This is a genomic window from Limnothrix sp. FACHB-406 (genome assembly GCF_014698235.1).
GTDB lineage: Bacteria > Cyanobacteriota > Cyanobacteriia > CACIAM-69d > CACIAM-69d > CACIAM-69d.
Window position 1 is genome coordinate 62,144 of the sequence record NZ_JACJSP010000012.1, and the last position, 18,571, is coordinate 80,714.

At 55.6% G+C, this 18,571-nt stretch carries 12 protein-coding genes; 9 read left to right on the forward strand and 3 right to left on the reverse strand.

All coding sequences use genetic code 11. The features are described from left to right. Positions 1-59: 59 nt before the first annotated feature. From H6G53_RS12660 to grxC, 4 genes are all read left to right on the forward strand, one after another. Complete coding sequence (locus H6G53_RS12660; RefSeq protein WP_190355403.1) at positions 60-830, forward strand: DUF928 domain-containing protein; 771 nt, start codon at positions 60-62, stop codon at positions 828-830. 150 nt (positions 831-980) lie between these two features. Further along, positions 981-1,502 carry a hypothetical protein gene (locus tag H6G53_RS12665; RefSeq protein WP_190533438.1) on the forward strand — a complete coding sequence of 174 codons (522 nt, stop codon included), beginning with the start codon at positions 981-983 and terminating at the stop codon, positions 1,500-1,502. 208 nt (positions 1,503-1,710) lie between these two features. Next, a complete protein-coding gene (ppc, locus tag H6G53_RS12670; RefSeq protein ID WP_099532051.1) occupies positions 1,711-4,797 on the forward strand; it encodes a phosphoenolpyruvate carboxylase in 3,087 nt (1,028 codons plus the stop codon). 193 nt (positions 4,798-4,990) lie between these two features. Further along, the gene (grxC, locus tag H6G53_RS12675) at positions 4,991-5,254 is read left to right on the forward strand and encodes a glutaredoxin 3 (RefSeq protein WP_099532050.1); all 264 of its coding nucleotides are present in this window, start codon (positions 4,991-4,993) and stop codon (positions 5,252-5,254) included. Between the two features lie 34 nt (positions 5,255-5,288). Here grxC and H6G53_RS12680 read toward each other — a convergent pair whose 3' ends face one another. Next, positions 5,289-6,203: a CoA-binding protein gene (locus tag H6G53_RS12680; RefSeq protein ID WP_190533441.1), complete on the reverse strand. Its 915-nt coding sequence runs from the start codon at positions 6,201-6,203 to the stop codon at positions 5,289-5,291. A gap of 86 nt (positions 6,204-6,289) precedes the next feature. Next, on the reverse strand, positions 6,290-8,035 hold the full coding sequence (gene hpsL, locus H6G53_RS12685) for a hormogonium polysaccharide biosynthesis protein HpsL (protein ID WP_190533445.1): 1,746 nt from the start codon (positions 8,033-8,035) through the stop codon (positions 6,290-6,292). A 305-nt stretch (positions 8,036-8,340) separates the two neighbouring features. On the opposite strand from hpsL, the gene H6G53_RS12690 reads away from it, so the two are divergent. The 3 genes from H6G53_RS12690 to H6G53_RS12700 all read left to right on the forward strand — a co-directional run bounded on the left by H6G53_RS12690 (position 8,341) and on the right by H6G53_RS12700 (position 10,998). Next, positions 8,341-8,964 (forward strand): tRNA-(ms[2]io[6]A)-hydroxylase, encoded by a 624-nt coding sequence (locus H6G53_RS12690; protein WP_190533448.1) that lies wholly within the window; start codon positions 8,341-8,343, stop codon positions 8,962-8,964. A gap of 183 nt (positions 8,965-9,147) precedes the next feature. After that, on the forward strand, positions 9,148-9,399 hold the full coding sequence (locus H6G53_RS12695) for a hypothetical protein (RefSeq protein WP_190355451.1): 252 nt from the start codon (positions 9,148-9,150) through the stop codon (positions 9,397-9,399). 306 nt (positions 9,400-9,705) lie between these two features. Continuing rightward, complete coding sequence (locus tag H6G53_RS12700; protein WP_099534240.1) at positions 9,706-10,998, forward strand: homoserine dehydrogenase; 1,293 nt, start codon at positions 9,706-9,708, stop codon at positions 10,996-10,998. Positions 10,999-11,091: 93 nt separating this feature from the next. Here H6G53_RS12700 and H6G53_RS12705 read toward each other — a convergent pair whose 3' ends face one another. Beyond that, positions 11,092-11,523 carry a DUF4332 domain-containing protein gene (locus H6G53_RS12705; RefSeq protein WP_099534239.1) on the reverse strand — a complete coding sequence of 144 codons (432 nt, stop codon included), beginning with the start codon at positions 11,521-11,523 and terminating at the stop codon, positions 11,092-11,094. A gap of 1,139 nt (positions 11,524-12,662) precedes the next feature. Between H6G53_RS12705 and H6G53_RS12710 the strand changes: the two genes are divergently transcribed. Both H6G53_RS12710 and cruF read left to right on the forward strand, forming a co-directional pair. Then, entirely contained in the window at positions 12,663-17,135 is a 4,473-nt protein-coding gene (locus tag H6G53_RS12710) for a PAS domain-containing protein (RefSeq protein ID WP_190533451.1), read from the forward strand. Between the two features lie 220 nt (positions 17,136-17,355). Further along, positions 17,356-18,285 carry a gamma-carotene 1'-hydroxylase CruF gene (gene cruF, locus H6G53_RS12715; RefSeq protein ID WP_199309230.1) on the forward strand — a complete coding sequence of 310 codons (930 nt, stop codon included), beginning with the start codon at positions 17,356-17,358 and terminating at the stop codon, positions 18,283-18,285. Positions 18,286-18,571 lie beyond the last annotated feature (286 nt).

An 18,571-nucleotide genomic window follows, 5' to 3' on the forward strand; every position in this document is an offset into this window, starting at 1 on the left:
CCAGCCCTTGTAGGTCGCTACTGCTTTTGCTTGTATCAGTCTCATAAGGGGTAGTTCTTATGGTGCCCAATCGCATGCTCTCCCGATTCTTTGTTTCCTCGGTTTTGACGGCCGGGGCGATCGCCCTTTCAAGTTTCACCGCTTCGGCAGGAATGCCTTTGGTTAACGGTCAAGCTGGCTCAGAAGGGCCCGCCGTTAGCTTTAATTCGCTCCCGAGCCAAGAAGCTGGGTTCGCTCCCCGGGGTAACCGCACCCTTCGCCACACGGTCAGTGGAGGCCGGCGCGGTGCTTGTGGTTCCTCGGCCTTGGCCCTCATGCCCTTAGTTCCAGGCCAACAGGGTGCGCTGACGGCCAGTGCTCATCCTTCGCTGTGGGTCTATGTGCCCGCTGGGATGGGCAGCACGGCTCGTTTCCGGTTGACGGACGCAACGGAAGCCGACTTGGACGAGCAAACCATCGCTCTTCCCCAGGAAGGCGGCTTGGTGCAGGTGAAGCTGCGGGATAAGGGCCAAGGCCTGACCGCTGGCAAGGCCTATCAATGGTACGTTTCGGTCACTTGCGAAACGGCCAACGGCGAAGAACCGCGCAACACCTTCGCTAGCGGCTGGATTCAACGGGTGGAAGCCAGCTCTGCGGTGGCGGAAGCAACGGCAGCTCCCGATCGGCTGACGGCGGCGGCGGCCTATGCTCGTGCGGGCATTTGGTACGACGCGGTGAGCAGCGTGATTGAAGCCGATCGCTCGGGCGATCGAGCAGCCGCTTGGCAAGCGCTGGCCACTTCGGCGGGTTTGGATCGATCGCTGATGGCCATTAACCTGCCCAGCAACTAGACCAGCAACCGGCCCCGTAACTCGTCAGATTGCCGGGTGGCAATCCTCAAGACAGTGCGTAGGCTATGATGCCTGTCGAGTCAGAATCAGGATGGAGTGTAAGCTCAATCCTGATTTTGGTTTTTAGGGCTTGTTTCTTGGAGTTGGTTGATGAACTACCTAATTGCTGTCTTTGCCGATCGCATGGGCGTGGAAGCGGCTTACACGGCCCTGGAAGCGGCAGGCTTTGACCTCAAGCAAATGGCCATTTTGGGCAAGGGCTACAAAACCGCCGATGAATTTGGCTTCATTGACCCCAGCCAGCAGGCTCGTCGCCAAATTAAGATGATGGCTTTTTGGACGATTCCCTTTGGCTTTTTGGCCGGCGTGGGATTCAGCTTGGCGACGGGGTTGCAAACCTTCACGGAATGGGCTGGCCCGGTGGGCAACCATTTGGTAGGTGGTCTGTTGGGGGCGATCGGGGGAGCCATGGGCAGCGTGACCGTTGGAGGCGGCCTGGGCCTGACGGGAGGTAACGGCGATGTGCTGGCCTATCGCAATCGACTTGATCAAGATCAATACCTGTTGGTGATCAAAAATCTTGATCTGATGCAAACCCGCCAAGCAAATGATTTAATTCGGCTGCAAAACCCGGAAACCGTACAGGGCTATACCGATTCTGGGGCCGTTTAAACGCACAATCCATCCGGGATTTCATGCACCATGTTGGCTCCTTGGGGGGAAACTGCCCACCCCCAGACCCAAACAGGATTCAGGTTTCCCGTCCCTCATCAACAACCCACCCGCTGGCGAGCTGGCGGGATGAGGATGGGTTTCTAAAGCCCCGCCTTCCTATAATCTAGGGAGCATGACCAACCTTACCGAGCCAGCCGATCGCTCTATGAGTTCGACCATCCATTCGCTCGATCGAGAAGTTGCCGCAGCCTCGGCATCAGACTTGTTTTTGCGGCATCGTCTCAAGGTGATGGAAGACCTGTGGCGGCAGGTGTTGCAACAGGAGTGCGGTCAGGAATTGGTATCCCTGCTAGATCGACTGTTGGATCTCTGCGCGCCGGACGGCCAAGCCGCTGATTTTTGCGAAGCTGATGTTTTGAAGCTGGTTGAAAACCTAGACCTTAATTCGGCAATTCGGGCTGCGCGTGCCTTTGCCCTTTATTTTCAACTGATTAATATCGTTGAGCAACATTACGAACAACGCGATCAACAACGGCAATACGAAACTGCCAGCAGTCAGCCCATTTTGACGAAGCTTTTTAGCAACCATAGCCCCTTTGACAATCCTGAATCGAAGGGTGGAATTGAAGCAAAGGTGCTGGAGCGGAGCATTCCCAAACCGGATCAGATTCCGGATAATTGCGGTACGTTCTATTGGCTATTTCCCTATTTGCAACAACTGAATGTGCCGCCTCGGCAAATTCAAAAGTTGATTGATCAATTGGATATTCAGTTGGTCTTTACGGCTCACCCAACGGAAATTGTGCGCCACACGATTCGCGATAAACAGCGGCGGTTGGTGAAGATTTTGCGGGAGCTGGATTTGGTGGAGGAAGATTTGCGCGATCGGGGGCTGAGCACCTCGATCGAGGCCCAAACCCTGCGCCAAAAACTCACGGAAGAAATTCGCCTTTGGTGGCGCACCGATGAATTACACCAATTCAAACCGACAGTGCTGGATGAGGTGGACTATGCCTTGCACTATTTTGAAGAAGTGCTGTTTGAGGTGATTCCCCAGCTCTATCACCGGTTTGATCGGGCGTTGAAATCGTCATTTCCGGGCCTGACTCCGCCCCGTTTCGATTTTTGTCGGTTTGGATCTTGGGTAGGTTCCGATCGCGATGGCAACCCTTCCGTCACGCCAGAAGTGACCTGGAAAACCGCCTGCTATCAGCGCAACTTGGTGCTGAAAAAATATCTGCAATCGGTGAAAAGTCTCAGCAGTTTGTTGAGCCTTTCTTTGCACTGGAGCGATGTGCTGCCGGAGCTGCTGGAATCCTTGGAGCAGGAGCAGGCTCGACTGCCGGATATTTACGAAAAATATGCGGTGCGTTTCCGCCAAGAACCCTATCGCCTGAAGCTGGCTTACATTGAACAGCGGCTGATTAACACCCTGGCGCGATCGAACCGGCTCTACGAAGGAGATGAATTGCACTCGGATATGTTGGAAAACAATCCGGTCAGCATCTATCGATCGGGCACGGAATTTTTGGCGGAATTGAATCTCATCCGGCGCAGTTTGCAACAAACGGGCTTAGTTTGCTCGGATTTGGAAGATCTGATCTGTCGGGTGGAAATCTTTGGGTTTAGTTTGGCCCATTTGGATATTCGCCAAGAGAGTGGCCGTCACTCAGCTGCGATCGATGAAATTACGGAATATCTGCAACTGTTGCCCAAGCCTTATCGGGAAATGGACGAGGCAGAACGAACGGCCTGGCTGGTGCAGGAATTAAGCACCCGTCGTCCTTTGATTCCGGCGGAGTTGCCCTTTTCCGACAAAACCCGCGAGGCGATCGAAACCCTGCGGGTGGTGCGACAGCTACAGCACGAGTTTGGCCCCGGAGTCTGCCAAACCTACATCATCAGCATGAGCCACAACGCCAGCGATCTGCTGGAAGTGCTGTTGCTGGCCAAGGAAGCAGGCCTCTATGACCCCGCCACCGGGTCAGGAACCCTGCGCGTTGTGCCGCTGTTTGAGACGGTGGAAGACTTGAAATGTGCGCCGTCGGTGATGGAGGGGCTGTTCTCCATGCGGCTTTACCGCGCATTGTTGGCGGGTGGCTACGATCGCCTCGATGCTGTTTTGGAAGCGGCCACCGAAGGGCAAACGGGCGCAGAATTCGCCAAAATGCGTCCCCACACCCCCACCAGCAATCAGCAAGAGGTGATGCTCGGTTATTCGGACAGTAACAAGGATTCGGGCTTCCTCAGCAGTAATTGGGAAATTCACAAGGCCCAAAAGGCGCTGCAAGGGGTGGCCGATCGCTTTGGGGTGGCCCTCAAGATTTTCCACGGGCGCGGTGGATCCGTGGGACGCGGCGGCGGCCCGGCCTACGAAGCCATCTTGGCCCAACCGGGCCGCAGCATCCAAGGCCGCATCAAAATCACGGAGCAGGGGGAAGTGCTGGCTTCCAAATATTCCTTGCCCGAGTTGGCGCTCTATAACCTGGAGAAGGTGGCTGCCGCCACGATTCAATCGAGCCTGTTGGGCACGGGGTTTGATGACATCGAGGCTTGGAATGAGATTGTGGAGTCCCTGTCGGCGCGATCGCGGGAACATTACCGATCGCTGATTTACGAACAACCGGATTTCATTGACTTTTTCCATGAGGTCACCCCGATCGAGGAAATTAGTCAATTGCAAATCTCTTCGCGACCGGCCCGCCGGGGCGGCAAGAAGGATCTCAGCAGCCTGCGGGCCATTCCTTGGGTGTTTAGCTGGACCCAAAGCCGCTTCCTGTTGCCCGCCTGGTATGGGGTGGGCACGGCCCTGCAAGACTTTGTGGATCAGGAACCGGAAGAACACCTGAAGCTGCTGCAATATTTCTACTTCAAGTGGCCGTTCTTCAAGATGGCGATCTCGAAGGTGGAAATGACGTTGGCGAAGGTGGATCTACAAATTGCCCGCCACTACACTAATGAGTTGACGCAGCCAGCCAACCGAGACCGGTTTGAGGCTCTGTTTGAGCAAATTGCCCATGAGTACATGACGACTCGGGATCTGGTGCTGAAAATTACGGGCCACGATCGCCTGTTGGATGGAGACCCGGCGTTGCAGCGGTCGGTGCAGTTGCGCAACGGCACGATCGTGCCCTTGGGCTTCCTGCAAGCGTCGTTGCTCAAGCGGTTACGCCAACACAAGCAACAGTCAGCGACTGGCATGGCGCGATCGCGCTATAGCCGCAGCGAGCTGTTGCGCGGGGCCCTGCTGACCATTAACGGAATTGCGGCCGGAATGCGGAACACTGGCTGATCGCGGCGGCTCATTCGGGTGCTGATCCCGATGCGCCTTGGCCCAATGGGGTCTGAATGGAAGGGCGATCGACCGACGGGGCGATCGCCCTTCTGGTGTCTGAAGGTGGGCTGGAGCCTGGGCTAGGTCACAAGCGATCGAGAAACTAGATACAATCCTTCATAAATCTTGAACACCACCGCGATCGCATCCTATGGCTGCCAACGTTGAAATTTATCTCTGGACAACTTGCCCCTTTTGCATTCGGGCCAAGCGATTGCTCGACCACAAAGGGGTGAAATATACGGAATATGTTCTAGACGGCGATGAGCCAGGGCGGGCCAAGATGGCGGAACGGGCTAATGGTCGGCGATCGGTTCCCCAAATTTTTATCAATAACCACCATGTGGGCGGCTGTGATGACATCCACGCCCTGGAGCAGGAAGGCAAGCTAGATGAGTTGCTGGCTGCTTCTTAGGTTGGCCGACAATCAGATCTAGCTCCACCGGTTATCACTTGGCGCTAGGGGCCTTGGCTTTGGTGTTCAGGGCCCTTTGCAATAGCTCGGGGATTTTGGAGGGGCGATCGGCCACTCTCACCTTGGCGGCCTTGAGCGCGGCGACCTTGGTGGCAACATCGGTTTTGCCCCGTTTGCCCAACTCCGTGCGCGAGGCCACGATCTGGTTGGCATGGCCGATCGAGCGGTTCACGGGGGCAAAGTGTCCGGCAATGTAGGCAATCACGGGCTTATCGATCGTTTCGGCAATGTAACGCGCGGCCCGCAGTTCCCCATCGCCGCTGACTTCGCCCAGCAGCACAATGGCCTCGGTGCGATCGTCCTCATCCAGCATTTGCAGCCACTGTAGCAACGACGATCCCACCACGCGATCGGCCCCAATGCAAGCGGCGATCGATTGGCCAAACCCAGCCCGCGTCAGTTGCAGCGCCACCTCGTAGGCCAGGGTGCTGCATCGGCTGACAATCCCGATCGACCCCGGTTGATAGCACTCGGCCGGGTGCATTCCCAACAACACCTGTCCCGGCACAATAATTCCCGGGCAATTGGGGCCGAGCACCAACGTATCGGTGGCCTCTGCCCGCCGCACCAGGCGCACCATATCCAACGGCGGCACACCGGCCGACACCATCACCACCTGGCGAATGCCGGCCGCGATCGCCTCCAAGGCCGCATCCACCGCCGCATAGGCTGGCGAAAAAACAATCACCACATCGATCGGCCCCACCGTGGCGATCGCCTCTTCTACCAAATCAAAAACGGGAATTTCATTGATCGATCGGCCCCCTTCGCCGGGGCTGACACCCGCCAGCACCTGTGTGCCGTAGTCCCGCATCAGCGGCACATGGGCGATCGCCAGCGGTTCGGCAATCCCACAAATCAAAACCTTGGTGTTGGGTGTCAGTCTCATCCACAAAGCTCCCTGACGCTCCTGCCGATTCGTTGATTCAATCCCACAAGACTGGCACAAAAATAGCGAGATGCTAAAACCAGATGCTAACCGGGAGCGGCCTTGGCGGCTCCCCGGCGACTGGTTCCATTATTGGCTGATTCCTCCAAATCATCGGTTAAATCTGCCTCTAAGTCTTCTGAATCGTCCTCGGCTTCCAAGAGTCGTTGCTTACGATCGGCGCGATCGATCTCGGGCAATCGCAACAACACCCCGATTGCGTACCAGTAATAAACCGCCACTGGATCCACATCCAACGGGTAGTAATAGGTTTGATAACTGATGAACAGCACAAACACCCAATAGCTGGCTCCGATGCCGCGCAGATTTTTTTCCTTGACCGATCGATAGGCCTTAAACGTGGTGATGGTAATCACCGTCACGAAGGCCAAAAATGCCGCAATGCCCGGAAAACCCACCTCCCACATCACCTTGGGAAACCAGGTTTCAATCAAGGTTGTGCGACCAAACACCCGCGCTGAGTTGGTGGCTCGGCCTAAGCCCGCCCCAAAGGGATTATTTTGGGCTTTTTTAAGCACAAATCCAAACTGCTCCCCAATGAATTCATCGGCCGGAGAAGCAGCCCAACGGCTGGTAAAACTATCAATTCGCTCTTGCAACACATCAGGGAATAAAACCGCTGCACCACCCAACAGCAACACCAAACCAAGGGCGATCGGCAAAAAGCGTTTTAAGTTGGTGACTTGCCCCGTTAAAACCAACAGAATGATGGTCACCACTGGCACGAGCGCCAAGGCAATTCGCTGGCCTGAAATCACCGCATTCATGAAGATGCCACCCATGGCTCCCAAGCCAATCAACCGCCACAGGGGAGATGGATCATTAAAAGCCGTCGTATAGGTAAAAAAGGCATTGGAAATTAGAAACCAAGCCCACTGCCAAGGAGCCACAAAGGTTCCCGGTAGTCGCACCATATTTTGCGATGGACTCCAAACCAAGGAGCCGCCCACAAAGCAACGAGCGTCGATCGAGGCCTTGAACAATCCCGATCCTTCCAAGTGGTCAGTGCCCGCACAGCGCCCCGTCAGCAGAAAATAATATTGCACATAGGCCAATGCACAGCAAACAATGGCTAAAACCGACGTGATTCGCGTAGCAAACAGCAGTTCTTTTTTACTGCGAATGAGATGATAGGTGCAGAAAATAATGGGAATATAACCCATGAAAACCTTAAAGCCTAAAATTCCCAAAGCAAACGGCGATTTGTCATCAGGAAAGGGCTTTTTAAGCTGCTGCATTCCATTCACGGACAGCAGCGTCATCACGGAGCAAGTTAACAAAATCAGGAGTGTGGGTTTCAGGGCGTTGGAGGCCCAGAAAGGAATTCGCATCTGCCGACACGATCGCCAAATGCCAATCAAAGCTGGCAAATAAATGCCGTCTTTGGCCAATTGCAACACCACGCTGCCACCCAAGGCATAGGTGACCGTGCCGCTGAGGGGCAAATACATTAAAAAGCCCCAAAAAGCCTGACGCGGATATTTCAAAGACAGGGACAAAACCGGAATGGCCGCACCGGCCACTACGCCCATTTTGGGATCAACGGCAACGGCAGCGATCGCCCCTAAAATCACACCCACAATGAGGGACGGCGTGAGGGATTGAATAAAGGCTTGGCGAGCTTTGGCTTGTTCCCGTTGGCGCTTTTTTAGCTCCTTGGGATCAACTTTGACCTTGGCATTTTTTCGCTTCTGATTGCGTTTTTTCTTGGTTTTGGTGTTGCGTTTTTTGGCTTTTGTGGGGCGGGCTTTGGCTTTGCGAGCGACGGCCATAGACGGGGGTGGGGAGAGTGAGGGGCGGCAGCGTGGGTTGCGGACAGGGCGGCGAACGGGCCCGATCGAGCAGGAATCGACTAGGAAACGTTTGCCATTGTATTTCGCGAATTCCGGGATGGTTTCGGGGCAGTCCCGATCGCCCGTTGCCGGTTTGAGATATTTGGGCCTCTTGGGTTGCTCAGTTGTTCAATGGCCTGGTTCACTGGATTTGTTCGCATTAATTTCGCATTGATATCGATCGCCCAGTTGATTCACTTGCTCGATCGACGGTTCCAGTTCTTTGCAATTTCCTCCCGATCGCCATGTCTTCCCCTTCTCTGCCGCCGCCGGCCATTTCTGAGTTGCCCTCGGTGCGTTTTTTGCAGCAGCCCACCTCCCAAGCTTGGGTGAACCAGGCGATCGCCCATTTGGATGAGGTGCTGATTGATCATGCCAACTGCGAGCGAAAGGCGGCCGGGGTGGCCTTGCAACTGATGGGCCAATACTCCACAAAAACGCTGCTGGTGCGCAAGCTCACCGCGATCGCCCAAGAGGAGCTGGAGCATTTTGAGCAGGTGAACCAATGGCTCGATCGCCTGGGGATTGCCCCTCGGGCCTTGGCAGCTCCGCCCTATGGGGCCACCCTGCGATCGCAAATTCGCCGCCAGGAACCCGGTCGCCTGCTGGATTCCCTGCTGGTGGCGGGGCTGATCGAAGCCCGCAGCCATGAACGACTGGGCCTGTTGGCGCAACATTGCCCCAATCCGAAGTTGGCGGCCTTCTATCGCAGCTTAATGGCTTCCGAAGCACGACATTACGGGATTTATTGGGTTTTGGCGGATACTTACTACGATCGCCCGGTGGTGATGGAACGGCTGGCAGAGTTGGCGGCGATCGAAAGCGATGTTTTGGCGACGCTGCATCCCCAAGCACGGGTTCACAGTTAGGGCGAGTTTTTAGATCCCTGCGATCGACTTGCGATCAACTTGCAATCGGCCAAAAGTCCTTGAAACCCTAATTCTGAGATCGCAAAATCCTGGGGAACCAGAGGACTGAGCACCTTACCTGCAATGGCTTGAACTGGAAAATCAGCTATGTTAAGGGGCCAGAGAAGAGCCGGAATCATCACCATGAGCCAAATAACCAATTCCCTGGATCCCCAGTCGATCGACTGTAAAACCGCCTGTGTCAATGGTTGCGTTTTGGGTGACCAATGCCCAAATCAGGAATTTGCCAAGGCTGCGACCCAATTTATTTGGGATACGCCGCTGGATAAGTTAAATGAAATTGCTGCCGCCCGATTCACCAAGCCCTTTGAATCGCAACTGCAACCGATCGACCTGAATCAAATCGACCTAGAGCAACTGGATTCGGAATCCTAGGGGCGATCGGTTGCAGTTGTCTAGCGATTGCCTGGTGATTGCCTGGCGATTGCTTGGTGATGGGTGAACCCGGGGAACCGGCCCGTTTGAGCGGGCCGCCCAATGTCAGAATATCCATGGTCAGGAATTTGACGATTTGGAAATTTGATCGATCGCGAAACTCCGAAAACTGGTGCGGGAGGTTTGCTGAGCAGGCTCGTTGAGCAAGCGGCCCCAAATCGCGATCGGGTGTTTCCTCCGTCAGTGGCTCCCGTGGGTGGCCGCCCTGACCCAGGACGAATTGTTTAGAGAAAGTTGGGAAAAGTCGTGGGTTTCAAAGTCGGTCTGTTGGGTCTCGGAACCGTTGGAGCGGGTGTGGCGCAGATTTTGCTGGACGCGACCGGCCGCAGCCCGCTCCTGCAATCGTTGGAACTCTATCGGGTGGGGGCCCGATCGCTCGATAAGCCCCGGCCGGTGGAAATTCCCCGCGAACAGCTCACAACCGATTTGCAATCGATCGTCACCGATCCCGATGTGGATATTGTGGTGGAGGTGATTGGCGGACTGGAACCGGCGCGATCGCTGATGTTGGAAGCCATCCGCCACGGAAAACATGTGGTGACCGCCAACAAAGCCGCGATCGCCCGCTTTGGCCCAGAGCTATTTGATGCGGCCAAGCAAGCGGGGGTTTATCTGATGCTGGAAGCGGCCGTGGGCGGTGGCATCCCCATCATTCAACCCCTGAAGCAATCCCTGGGGGGCGATCGCCTCAATGGAATCACCGGCATCATCAACGGCACGACTAACTACATCCTGTCGCGGATGACCGCCGAAGGAGCCGACTTTGGCGATGTGCTCGCCGATGCCCAACGGTTGGGCTATGCGGAAGCCGACCCCACCGCCGACGTGGACGGCCTGGACGCGGCCGACAAAATCGCAATCCTGGCCTCCCTAGCCTTCGGAGGCCGCATCAAGCGGGAAGCGGTGCATACGGAAGGTATTCGCAACATCACCGCCACGGATATTACCTACGCGGACAAGTTGGGCTTTGCGATCAAACTGCTGGCGATCGCCCGTCGCCAGGGGCCTGCTGTATCTCTGCGGGTGCATCCTACCCTTGTGCCCCACAGCCACCCCCTGGCCCGTGTGGACGGCGCATTCAATGCAATTTTTGTGGAAGGCCAGCCGATCGGGCAGGTGATGTTCTTTGGCCCTGGGGCCGGGTCTGGCCCCACCGCCAGCGCCGTGGTTTCCGATGTGTTGAATGTGGCGGCGGCCATGCAAGCCATGGGCGAGCGGGCCACACCGGTCATTAATCCCATGTTGGCTTGTAGCCACAGTGATTTTTGCCCCATCGCCTCACTGGATGATCTGGAAACCCGGTTCTATGTTCGCTTCCTGACGAGCGATCGACCCGGCACGATCGGCCATATCGGCAGTTGCTTTGGGAACCGTTTGGTCAGCTTGGAATCGCTGGTGCAAACGGAGGTGAACGGCGACGAAGCCCAAGTGGTGGTAGTTACCCACGCGGTGCGAGAAGGGGACTTCCGCGCCGCCCTGGCTGACATTCACGCCAGCGATGCCATTCGATCGGTCGCCAGCGTCCTGCGCGTGATTTAGCCATCGCTGCTGGAATTCGCTCTGGCATTCACTGGGAATCCACTGGGAATTCACTGGGAATTCACTGGTGACTCAAGCAATTGGGGAAGGCGATCAGGACGACGATCGCCCCACCAATTCTCGAGCCTGCAAAATCCAGCGCGTCACTTCACCCAAACCAGGACAGAGATTGCGCCGCTGCAACTCTCGCACATGCAACCGCAACACCTGCTGATGGAGTTTGTGGGCCGGTTGCTGTGCCAGTTGAACGGTGCTAATGATGCCTGAATGCAATAGCAAACCACAGTAATCTAGACCCACGCTGGGAACCCGGGCCAGATCTGCCAGGGCAACCCATTTACGCACATGGTGTTCGTGAAGCTGCAATTGGGCGGCGATCGCCCGTTGTTGATCGCGACTCGCGGCCGATCGCAGGAGCGATCGGGTATCAACCAGTCCCAATTCCTGAAGTTGCAACAAGTCCTTCGCACTCAGCCCCGGCAATTGAGCCAAGGGCCACCATTGGGCGATCGCCCGCTGAGCCATTTTAATTACGCTCCCCTATGCTGCAAAGAGTGATAATGATTCACGGGTGATGCATGGATAAATCGTCCGGTTTTGGGTGCTTCTTCCGTCTTGTTGAGAGTCCGAGGGATAACCACCGCCTTCATGCTCTCTCGATCGCAGCCAACCCCGTCACTGCTCTACCCAATGCTGCAATTTGAAGATTCGATTGCGCATTTCCGAGGCACGATCCCGATGCACATTTTCGAGCTGCAATCTCCAAGCCTCAAACAGCTTTGGCATCCTCATACTTGGGGATCGTGGATGAATAGACTTAGACTATCAGCAAATGCATCACTCCCGGATTTGCGTCAATAGGCTGAACTCAGGTCGATCGGGTCAAATCATCCGGGTTCCCGAAAATTCATTCACAAAAACGAAACAAATGCTAGCCAACCCTTGGGCAGCAGCGCCTTGAGTTAGCCCTGCTGGGTTTTTCGTTTTTGCCAGCTCAGTTGCTAACGTCTACGTCCTGCCTTGGTTTTGAGTATAGGTTTTGGAGATTGGTGATCTTTTGGAGCAATCCTGGGGCGCAATTTCACGAATTGAGGTTGTATTTTGTCTTCAATTCCACAATCCTGCCCCAAAACCCTGCCCCCATCGACTGTTTCTAGATCATTAATCAGCATTCACGGATTTTGTAATCCGATGGTTGATTAGTTTCGGGGAAAATGATCAATTTCTATGGATGCAATAATCAGTGACTATCGCTAGTGACCATGATGAATGGTAATCATTAATCGCAAATATCGATCGTGCATGGTAATCGTGGATATTTTTACGGATGATTATGATTGAGTCATGAATCAATGGTGATTAATTGCTGTCAATTTTTGCCAATTGCCGCCAGCAAATTCATGGATTTCTTTTTGCAACTAAGGTACAAACCATGACATGAAGCAAGGTCGTAAAATATTGTGTTTTGCTTGTGTTTTTGCTGAATTTTCATCATGTTTCGCTTATATTTCGCCATTGCAAGCTGATCAATTTCAAATTGATCAATTGAGGTTGACCAATTGGCTCTAGTTGCTCTTCAGATTCACCCACTGAGGTTGACCAATTGGCTCTAGTTCATCGCTAGTTGCTTCCTAGTTGCTCCTTCTCCCCATCCTGCGCCTGCCATGACTGCTTCGATTGTTCTGGAACCAGAAGTGTTCAATGCTCTTCAGCAAGAGCTAGAAACCCTGCGCCTGAAGGTTCGTCAGCAGCAAACTCAGTTTGATCGTTTAACGCAAAACCTACCGGGCGTGGTCTACCAATTCCAAGTAGACGCGGCGGGCGAAATGACGTTTCCCTATGCCTCGATCGGCTGTCGTGAGCTATTCGAGGTGGAACCGGAGGGGATGATCCAGGCGATTGAGATGTTGTCGCTGGCCGATCGGGAAACCCTGATGCAGGCTACGGAGCGATCGCGGCAAAACCTGTCGGATTTTCACTGGGAAGGGCCGTTTATGTTGCCCTCGGGGAAAGAGCGTTGGTTGCGCTTGGTGTCCCGGCCAGAGCGCTTGGCCGATGGGAGAACGCTTTGGGATGGCTTAGTGATTGATGTGACGCAACAGCGACAGGCGGAGGAGGAGTTGCGGCGCACTCAACGGTTCCTGTCGGCGGTGTTGGATGCTTTGCCGATGCCGGTGGTGGTGAAGGAGGCGGCGGAGTTACGAGTCAGCACCTTGAACCCGGCCGCCGAGCGGTTGTTTGGGGTGGCGGCGGCGGATTTGTTGGGCCGGCCCATGGATGAGCTGTTTATGCCGGAAGAGGCGGCGGAGTTGCGATCGGGCGATCGGGCGGCCTTGGCACAACGACAAATTTTGGATCAGCCGCCAATGCCCATGCGGATTGGTGGTGAGCAGCGTTGGTTACAAAGCCGCCGCATTGCCATTTGGAACGGCGATCGCCCGCAGTATCTGATGGCGATTTACGAGGATGTGACGGAGCGCTACCAATCTGAACAGGAGCTGTTGCGGCAGCAGGCGTTGCTGAAATCGCTGATTGCGGCGGCCCCGATCGGGATTGCGATTACCGACCGCCACTATCGCATTCTGGAAGCCAATCATCGCTTGTCCGAGTTGAATGGCCTCACGGTGGCCGACCACCTCGGACAAACGATGCAGGCCACCGCACCCAACCTAGCCCCTCACTTGGAACGCATCTATGAAGAGGTGTGGCAAACGGGCCAGGCCATTTCCAACCTGGAGGTGACTGGGGCCCAACTGCATCACCCCGACCCCGATCGGGTTTGGAACCTGTCCTATTTCCCGATTTGGGATCGAGAAGGAACCATCAGCGCGATCGGGACGATCGTGGTTGAAATCACTGAGCAGCGGCAGATCGAAACGGCCTTGCGCCAGGCCAACAGCCGGTTTCAACAAATTGCCGATAACCTGCCGGGCATTGTCTTCCAGTACCGACGCAGAACCGGCGACCCCCTAGGAGAATTTATCTACATCAGCTCCCGGGTGCGCGAAATCTTCCATGTGGAGCCGGATGCGATCCTGGCGGATTCGGCCGTCATGTGGGGCTGTGTGCATCCCGATGATGTGGCCATCTTCGCAGAATCCATGGAGCGAGCCGTGAACCATGGCCTGGAATGGCGACACAAATATCGAATTTTGTTGCCCTCGGGTGAATTGCGCTGGATCCAGGGCATTTCTCGCATGGTGTTGGACGAAGAAGGCACGCTACATGCCGATGGGTTGCTGCTGGACATTACCGATCGACAGTTGGCGCTGCAAAACCTAGAGCAAATGCGCGATCGGTTCCAGCGATTGGCGGACAGCATACCCGGCGTGATTTATCAGTACGAAACGTCCGGCAATGATCCCGTGGGGCGTTTTTTGTATCTCAGTCCCGGTTGCCAGGAGGTCTATGGCATTGACCCCTTACGCGGCCAAAACGACCCCCTCAGTCTCTGGACGCTGACCCACCCCGATGACTTGCTCAATGTTCAAACATCCATTCGGGTTGCCATTGAAACCCGCGCCGATTGGCAGTATGAATACCGGATCATTACCCCCCAAGGGGAAGTGAAGTGGCTCCAGTCCGCCGCGCGGGGACGGTTTCTCAAGGATGGGCGATCAATCTGGGATGGATTGATTTTGGATGTCACCGATCGCAAGGCCGCTGAAGTGGCCCTGCAACAGGAGCGATCGCTCATGCAATTGGTGTTGGATAACGTTTCCGACGGGGTGATGGCCTGTGACATGGCTGGGCGCATCACCCTCGCCAACCACACGGCCCGACAGTGGTACAACTGCAACCTGCAAGGACTCTTGCCCGAAGAGTGGATGAGCCTCTGCACCGTCTTGGAGCCGGATGGCATCACCCCGATCGCTCCGGCCCAAATGCCCTTGAGCCGGGCGATCCTAGGGGAATCGGTGCATGATTTCGAGATGGTGGTTCATGTGGCCAACGAAGACCCCCATCGAATTGTTTGCCATTCGGAACCTCTACGGGAAAGCGACGGCTACCAAATCGGGGCTATGGTTGTGATGTATGACGTGACGGAGTATTACGAAGCCCAAGAGCGGCTCCGTCGCCTCACCGAGAGCCTGCAAGAGGCCCAGCGCGTGGCCCATTTGGGTTCCTGGGAATATCACGTGGCGACCGGTGAAGTCAGTTGGTCAGAGGAAATTTTTCGGCTCTTTAACTACCCGATCGAGGAAGGTGTGCCGGAGTTTGATCAGTCGATTTCCCTCTACAGCCCCTCCTCCCAGCAACGCTTGCAGATGGCGTTTGAAGAATGCCTTAGCGACGGTCAATCCTACGATCTGGAACTCGAAGGCATCGAGCAAATTAACGGGTTATCGCGCTACTTCCGCGTCAAGGGACTGCCGGAGCGAGATGCCAATGGCCAAATCGTGCGGGTCTACGGCATTTTGATGGATATCAGCGATCTCAAACAGGCGGAGGCCATCCGTCGCCGGAGCGAAGTGCGGTTCCGTACTCTGATTGAGGCCACCTCGCAAATTGTTTGGGTCACCAGCCGCCTGGGAGAGTTTGCGGCCGATCAGCCCAAGTGGCGGGCCTTTACGGGCCAATCGCGCCAGGATTTGTTGGGCTGGGGTTGGCTGAATGCGATTCACCCAGCCGATCGCGCCGCCACGGAGGCCGCCTGGTCTCGTTCCATCATCAGCAAACAGCCCTTCACCCTGGAGCACCGGCTGCGACGCTATGACGGGCAATATCGCTACATGAGCGTGCGGGCCGTGCCGATTCTGGATGATGTGGCTAGTGTCTATGAGTGGGTGGGGGTTCACACGGATATTACCGATCGCAAGTTGGCGGAACTGGAACTGTTCGATCGCGAAGCCTTCCTGCGCACCATCTTTGACGGGGTGGAATATCCCATTTTTGTTTTGGCCGTCCTGCCCGATCACCGGTTGGAATATATCGGTTGGAATGCGGCCAGCGCCCGCTTAACCGGTCTGCACGAGTCCCGGGTCTATCACCACACCCCCACCGAAGTGTTTGGCGAAGAGTACGGAGCCATCATGGAAGCCCATTATTGGAGCTGCGTAGACCAACGCCAAACCATTGTTCAGGATGAGTATGTCACCACCCAGAAGGGGCATCTGTGGCTGCTGACCACCCTGAATCCACTGTTTGACAAGAAGGGGCGCGTTTATCGAATTGTGGCCACCTCGATCGACATCACCAAGCGTCGCCAAGCCGAAGATGCCCTCCAACAAAAGGCAGCCGACCTAGAAGCGGCGCTGCTGGATTTGCAACATACGCAAAATCAACTGATCCAAAGCGAAAAAATGTCCAGCTTGGGGCAGTTGGTGGCAGGTGTTGCCCATGAAATCAACAACCCGGTGAACTTCATCCATGGCAACCTCAGCCATGCCCATCGCTACGCGGAAGACCTGCTGGAAATTGTGCAAGCCTATCAAGAACGAATTCCCAACCCAGACCCAGACCTCAACGACCTGATTGAGGAAGTGGACTTGGAATTTGTGGCGGAAGATTTGCCCAAGCTCCTGCAATCCATGCGGGTGGGCACCGATCGAATTCGCGAAATTGTCTCCTCCTTGCGGAACTTCTCCCGACTGGACGAGGCGGATGTGAAGGAGGTGGATTTGCACGAGGGAATTGATAGCACCCTGCTGATTCTGCAAAATCGCCTGAAACCGAAGCCGGAGCATCCAGGCATTCAGGTGGCGAAGCAATACGGTGCTTTGCCGAGGGTGGAATGCTATGCCGGACAGCTCAATCAGGTGTTTATGAATATTCTGGTGAATGCGATCGATGCCCTTGAAGAGCGCGATCGCCTCCGCGACACCGAAGCCATCAAAGACCATCCGAGCCAAATCACAATCACGACCCGGGCGATCGACTCCCGTTGGGTGCAAGTTCAACTGTCAGACAACGGGCCAGGCATCGCCCCAGACATCCAACAACGACTCTTCGATCCTTTCTTTACGACCAAGCCCGTGGGCAAGGGCACAGGGCTAGGCATGTCCATCAGCTATCAAATCGTGACGGAGCGCCACGGGGGCCGCTTAATTTGCGAATCTGCACCCGGACAGGGAGCCACGTTCATCATTGAAATTCCGCACCACCAAACGGGCCCGGCGGCCCATCCGGAAACCTAGGGCTTGGCCTCTGGATTCCTTGAAGACTATCCCTTGGGCCAAGGCTTCCCGTGGGGAACAATCCCGCCGAGGTGGCCACAATCCGAGGGAGCGATCGGCCCCGGATTGGCAAAATCTCATCTTTTTTAAAAAATTCTCTTAAAGATTCGTAAACTAGTTAGACACCATCCGGGCCCGACTGGCCGGATGCGATCGGTGTCTCGAAACTTTGAGGAGTGTCATGAAGTCACTGCCCCAACAGCCGCTCTCGTTGATTGAGCGCGCTTGCCTGATAGGTCACATTATTGCCATGGCGTTTGGCCTGGCTGGGTTGCTGTACGTCTTGCCTCGTCCTGACCTGATCGCCAGCTTGCCGCCCATTGGAATCCAGTTTTTTCAATGGAGTATGGGTCAGGGGGGTGTTGGCTACATCATCCTGGGTGCAGCGGCCGTGGCCCTGTACCTGGCCCGCGTTTTGGGTTGGCAACGGATGTTGCTGTTTTTCTTGCCCTCGGTGGGCTTGTCCTTGGGTAGCGAACTGCTCGGAACCAGCACTGGCTTCCCCTTTGGCCACTATCACTACCTATCGGGGTTGGGATACAAGGTTGCGGGTTTAGTGCCGTTCACGATTCCGCTGTCTTGGTTTTATATGGGTGCGGTTTGCTACCTGCTGGTGATGGTGGGGCTGGAGCGTTTGAATTTGCCGGGACTGCTGCGCCAGGTGGGAGCCGTGGTGGGTGGCGCGGTGTTGCTGATGGCTTGGGATCTGGTGTTGGATCCGGCCATGAGCCAAACGTCGCTGCCCTTCTGGGAATTTGAGGAAATTGGCGAGTTCTTTGGAATGCCCTATCGCAACCTGTCGGGTTGGGTGGCGACGGGGATGGTGTTTATGTCGGTGGCGGCGCTGTTGTGGCGTGGTCAGCGGTTGAATTTGACCCGATCGCAACTGACGGTTCCGGTGATTGTCTATCTGGTGAATTTTGCCTTTGGGGCAGCGATTACGGTGTTTTCGCTGGATCCGGGCTTCCTGGTGCCCACGATGATGAGTGTGGCGATCGGGGTGTTGCCAGCGGTGCTGTTGTGGGCAATCGCGCCGACGGAGGCTCCCAAGGCGGAACCGGCGGAGACTGAGCCTCTGAATGCTCCCCCGCTGGAAGTGGTTGCTAAGTAGTGGTTACTCAGTAACGAACGGGAACTTGGCCGCTTTTGGCCGATCGCAACATAACCCCAATCTTCTCCCCCCAATCCCCTCTGAGCGGGTGCGGGGGGTTGTTGTTCGGTGAAGCATTCGGCCAAGCAGGCAAGCTCCAATTGGCCACAAGCCCCCTGTAAAATTCACGTTGAGAGCCTCGCGGGTGTTCACAAACCCCTCGGGCTGATGCATTTTGCCCTGCATTGCGCTTTAATATTGCGCCTTGTTTCGATCGCCCTTTGCGATCAATCCCACTGCGATCAAT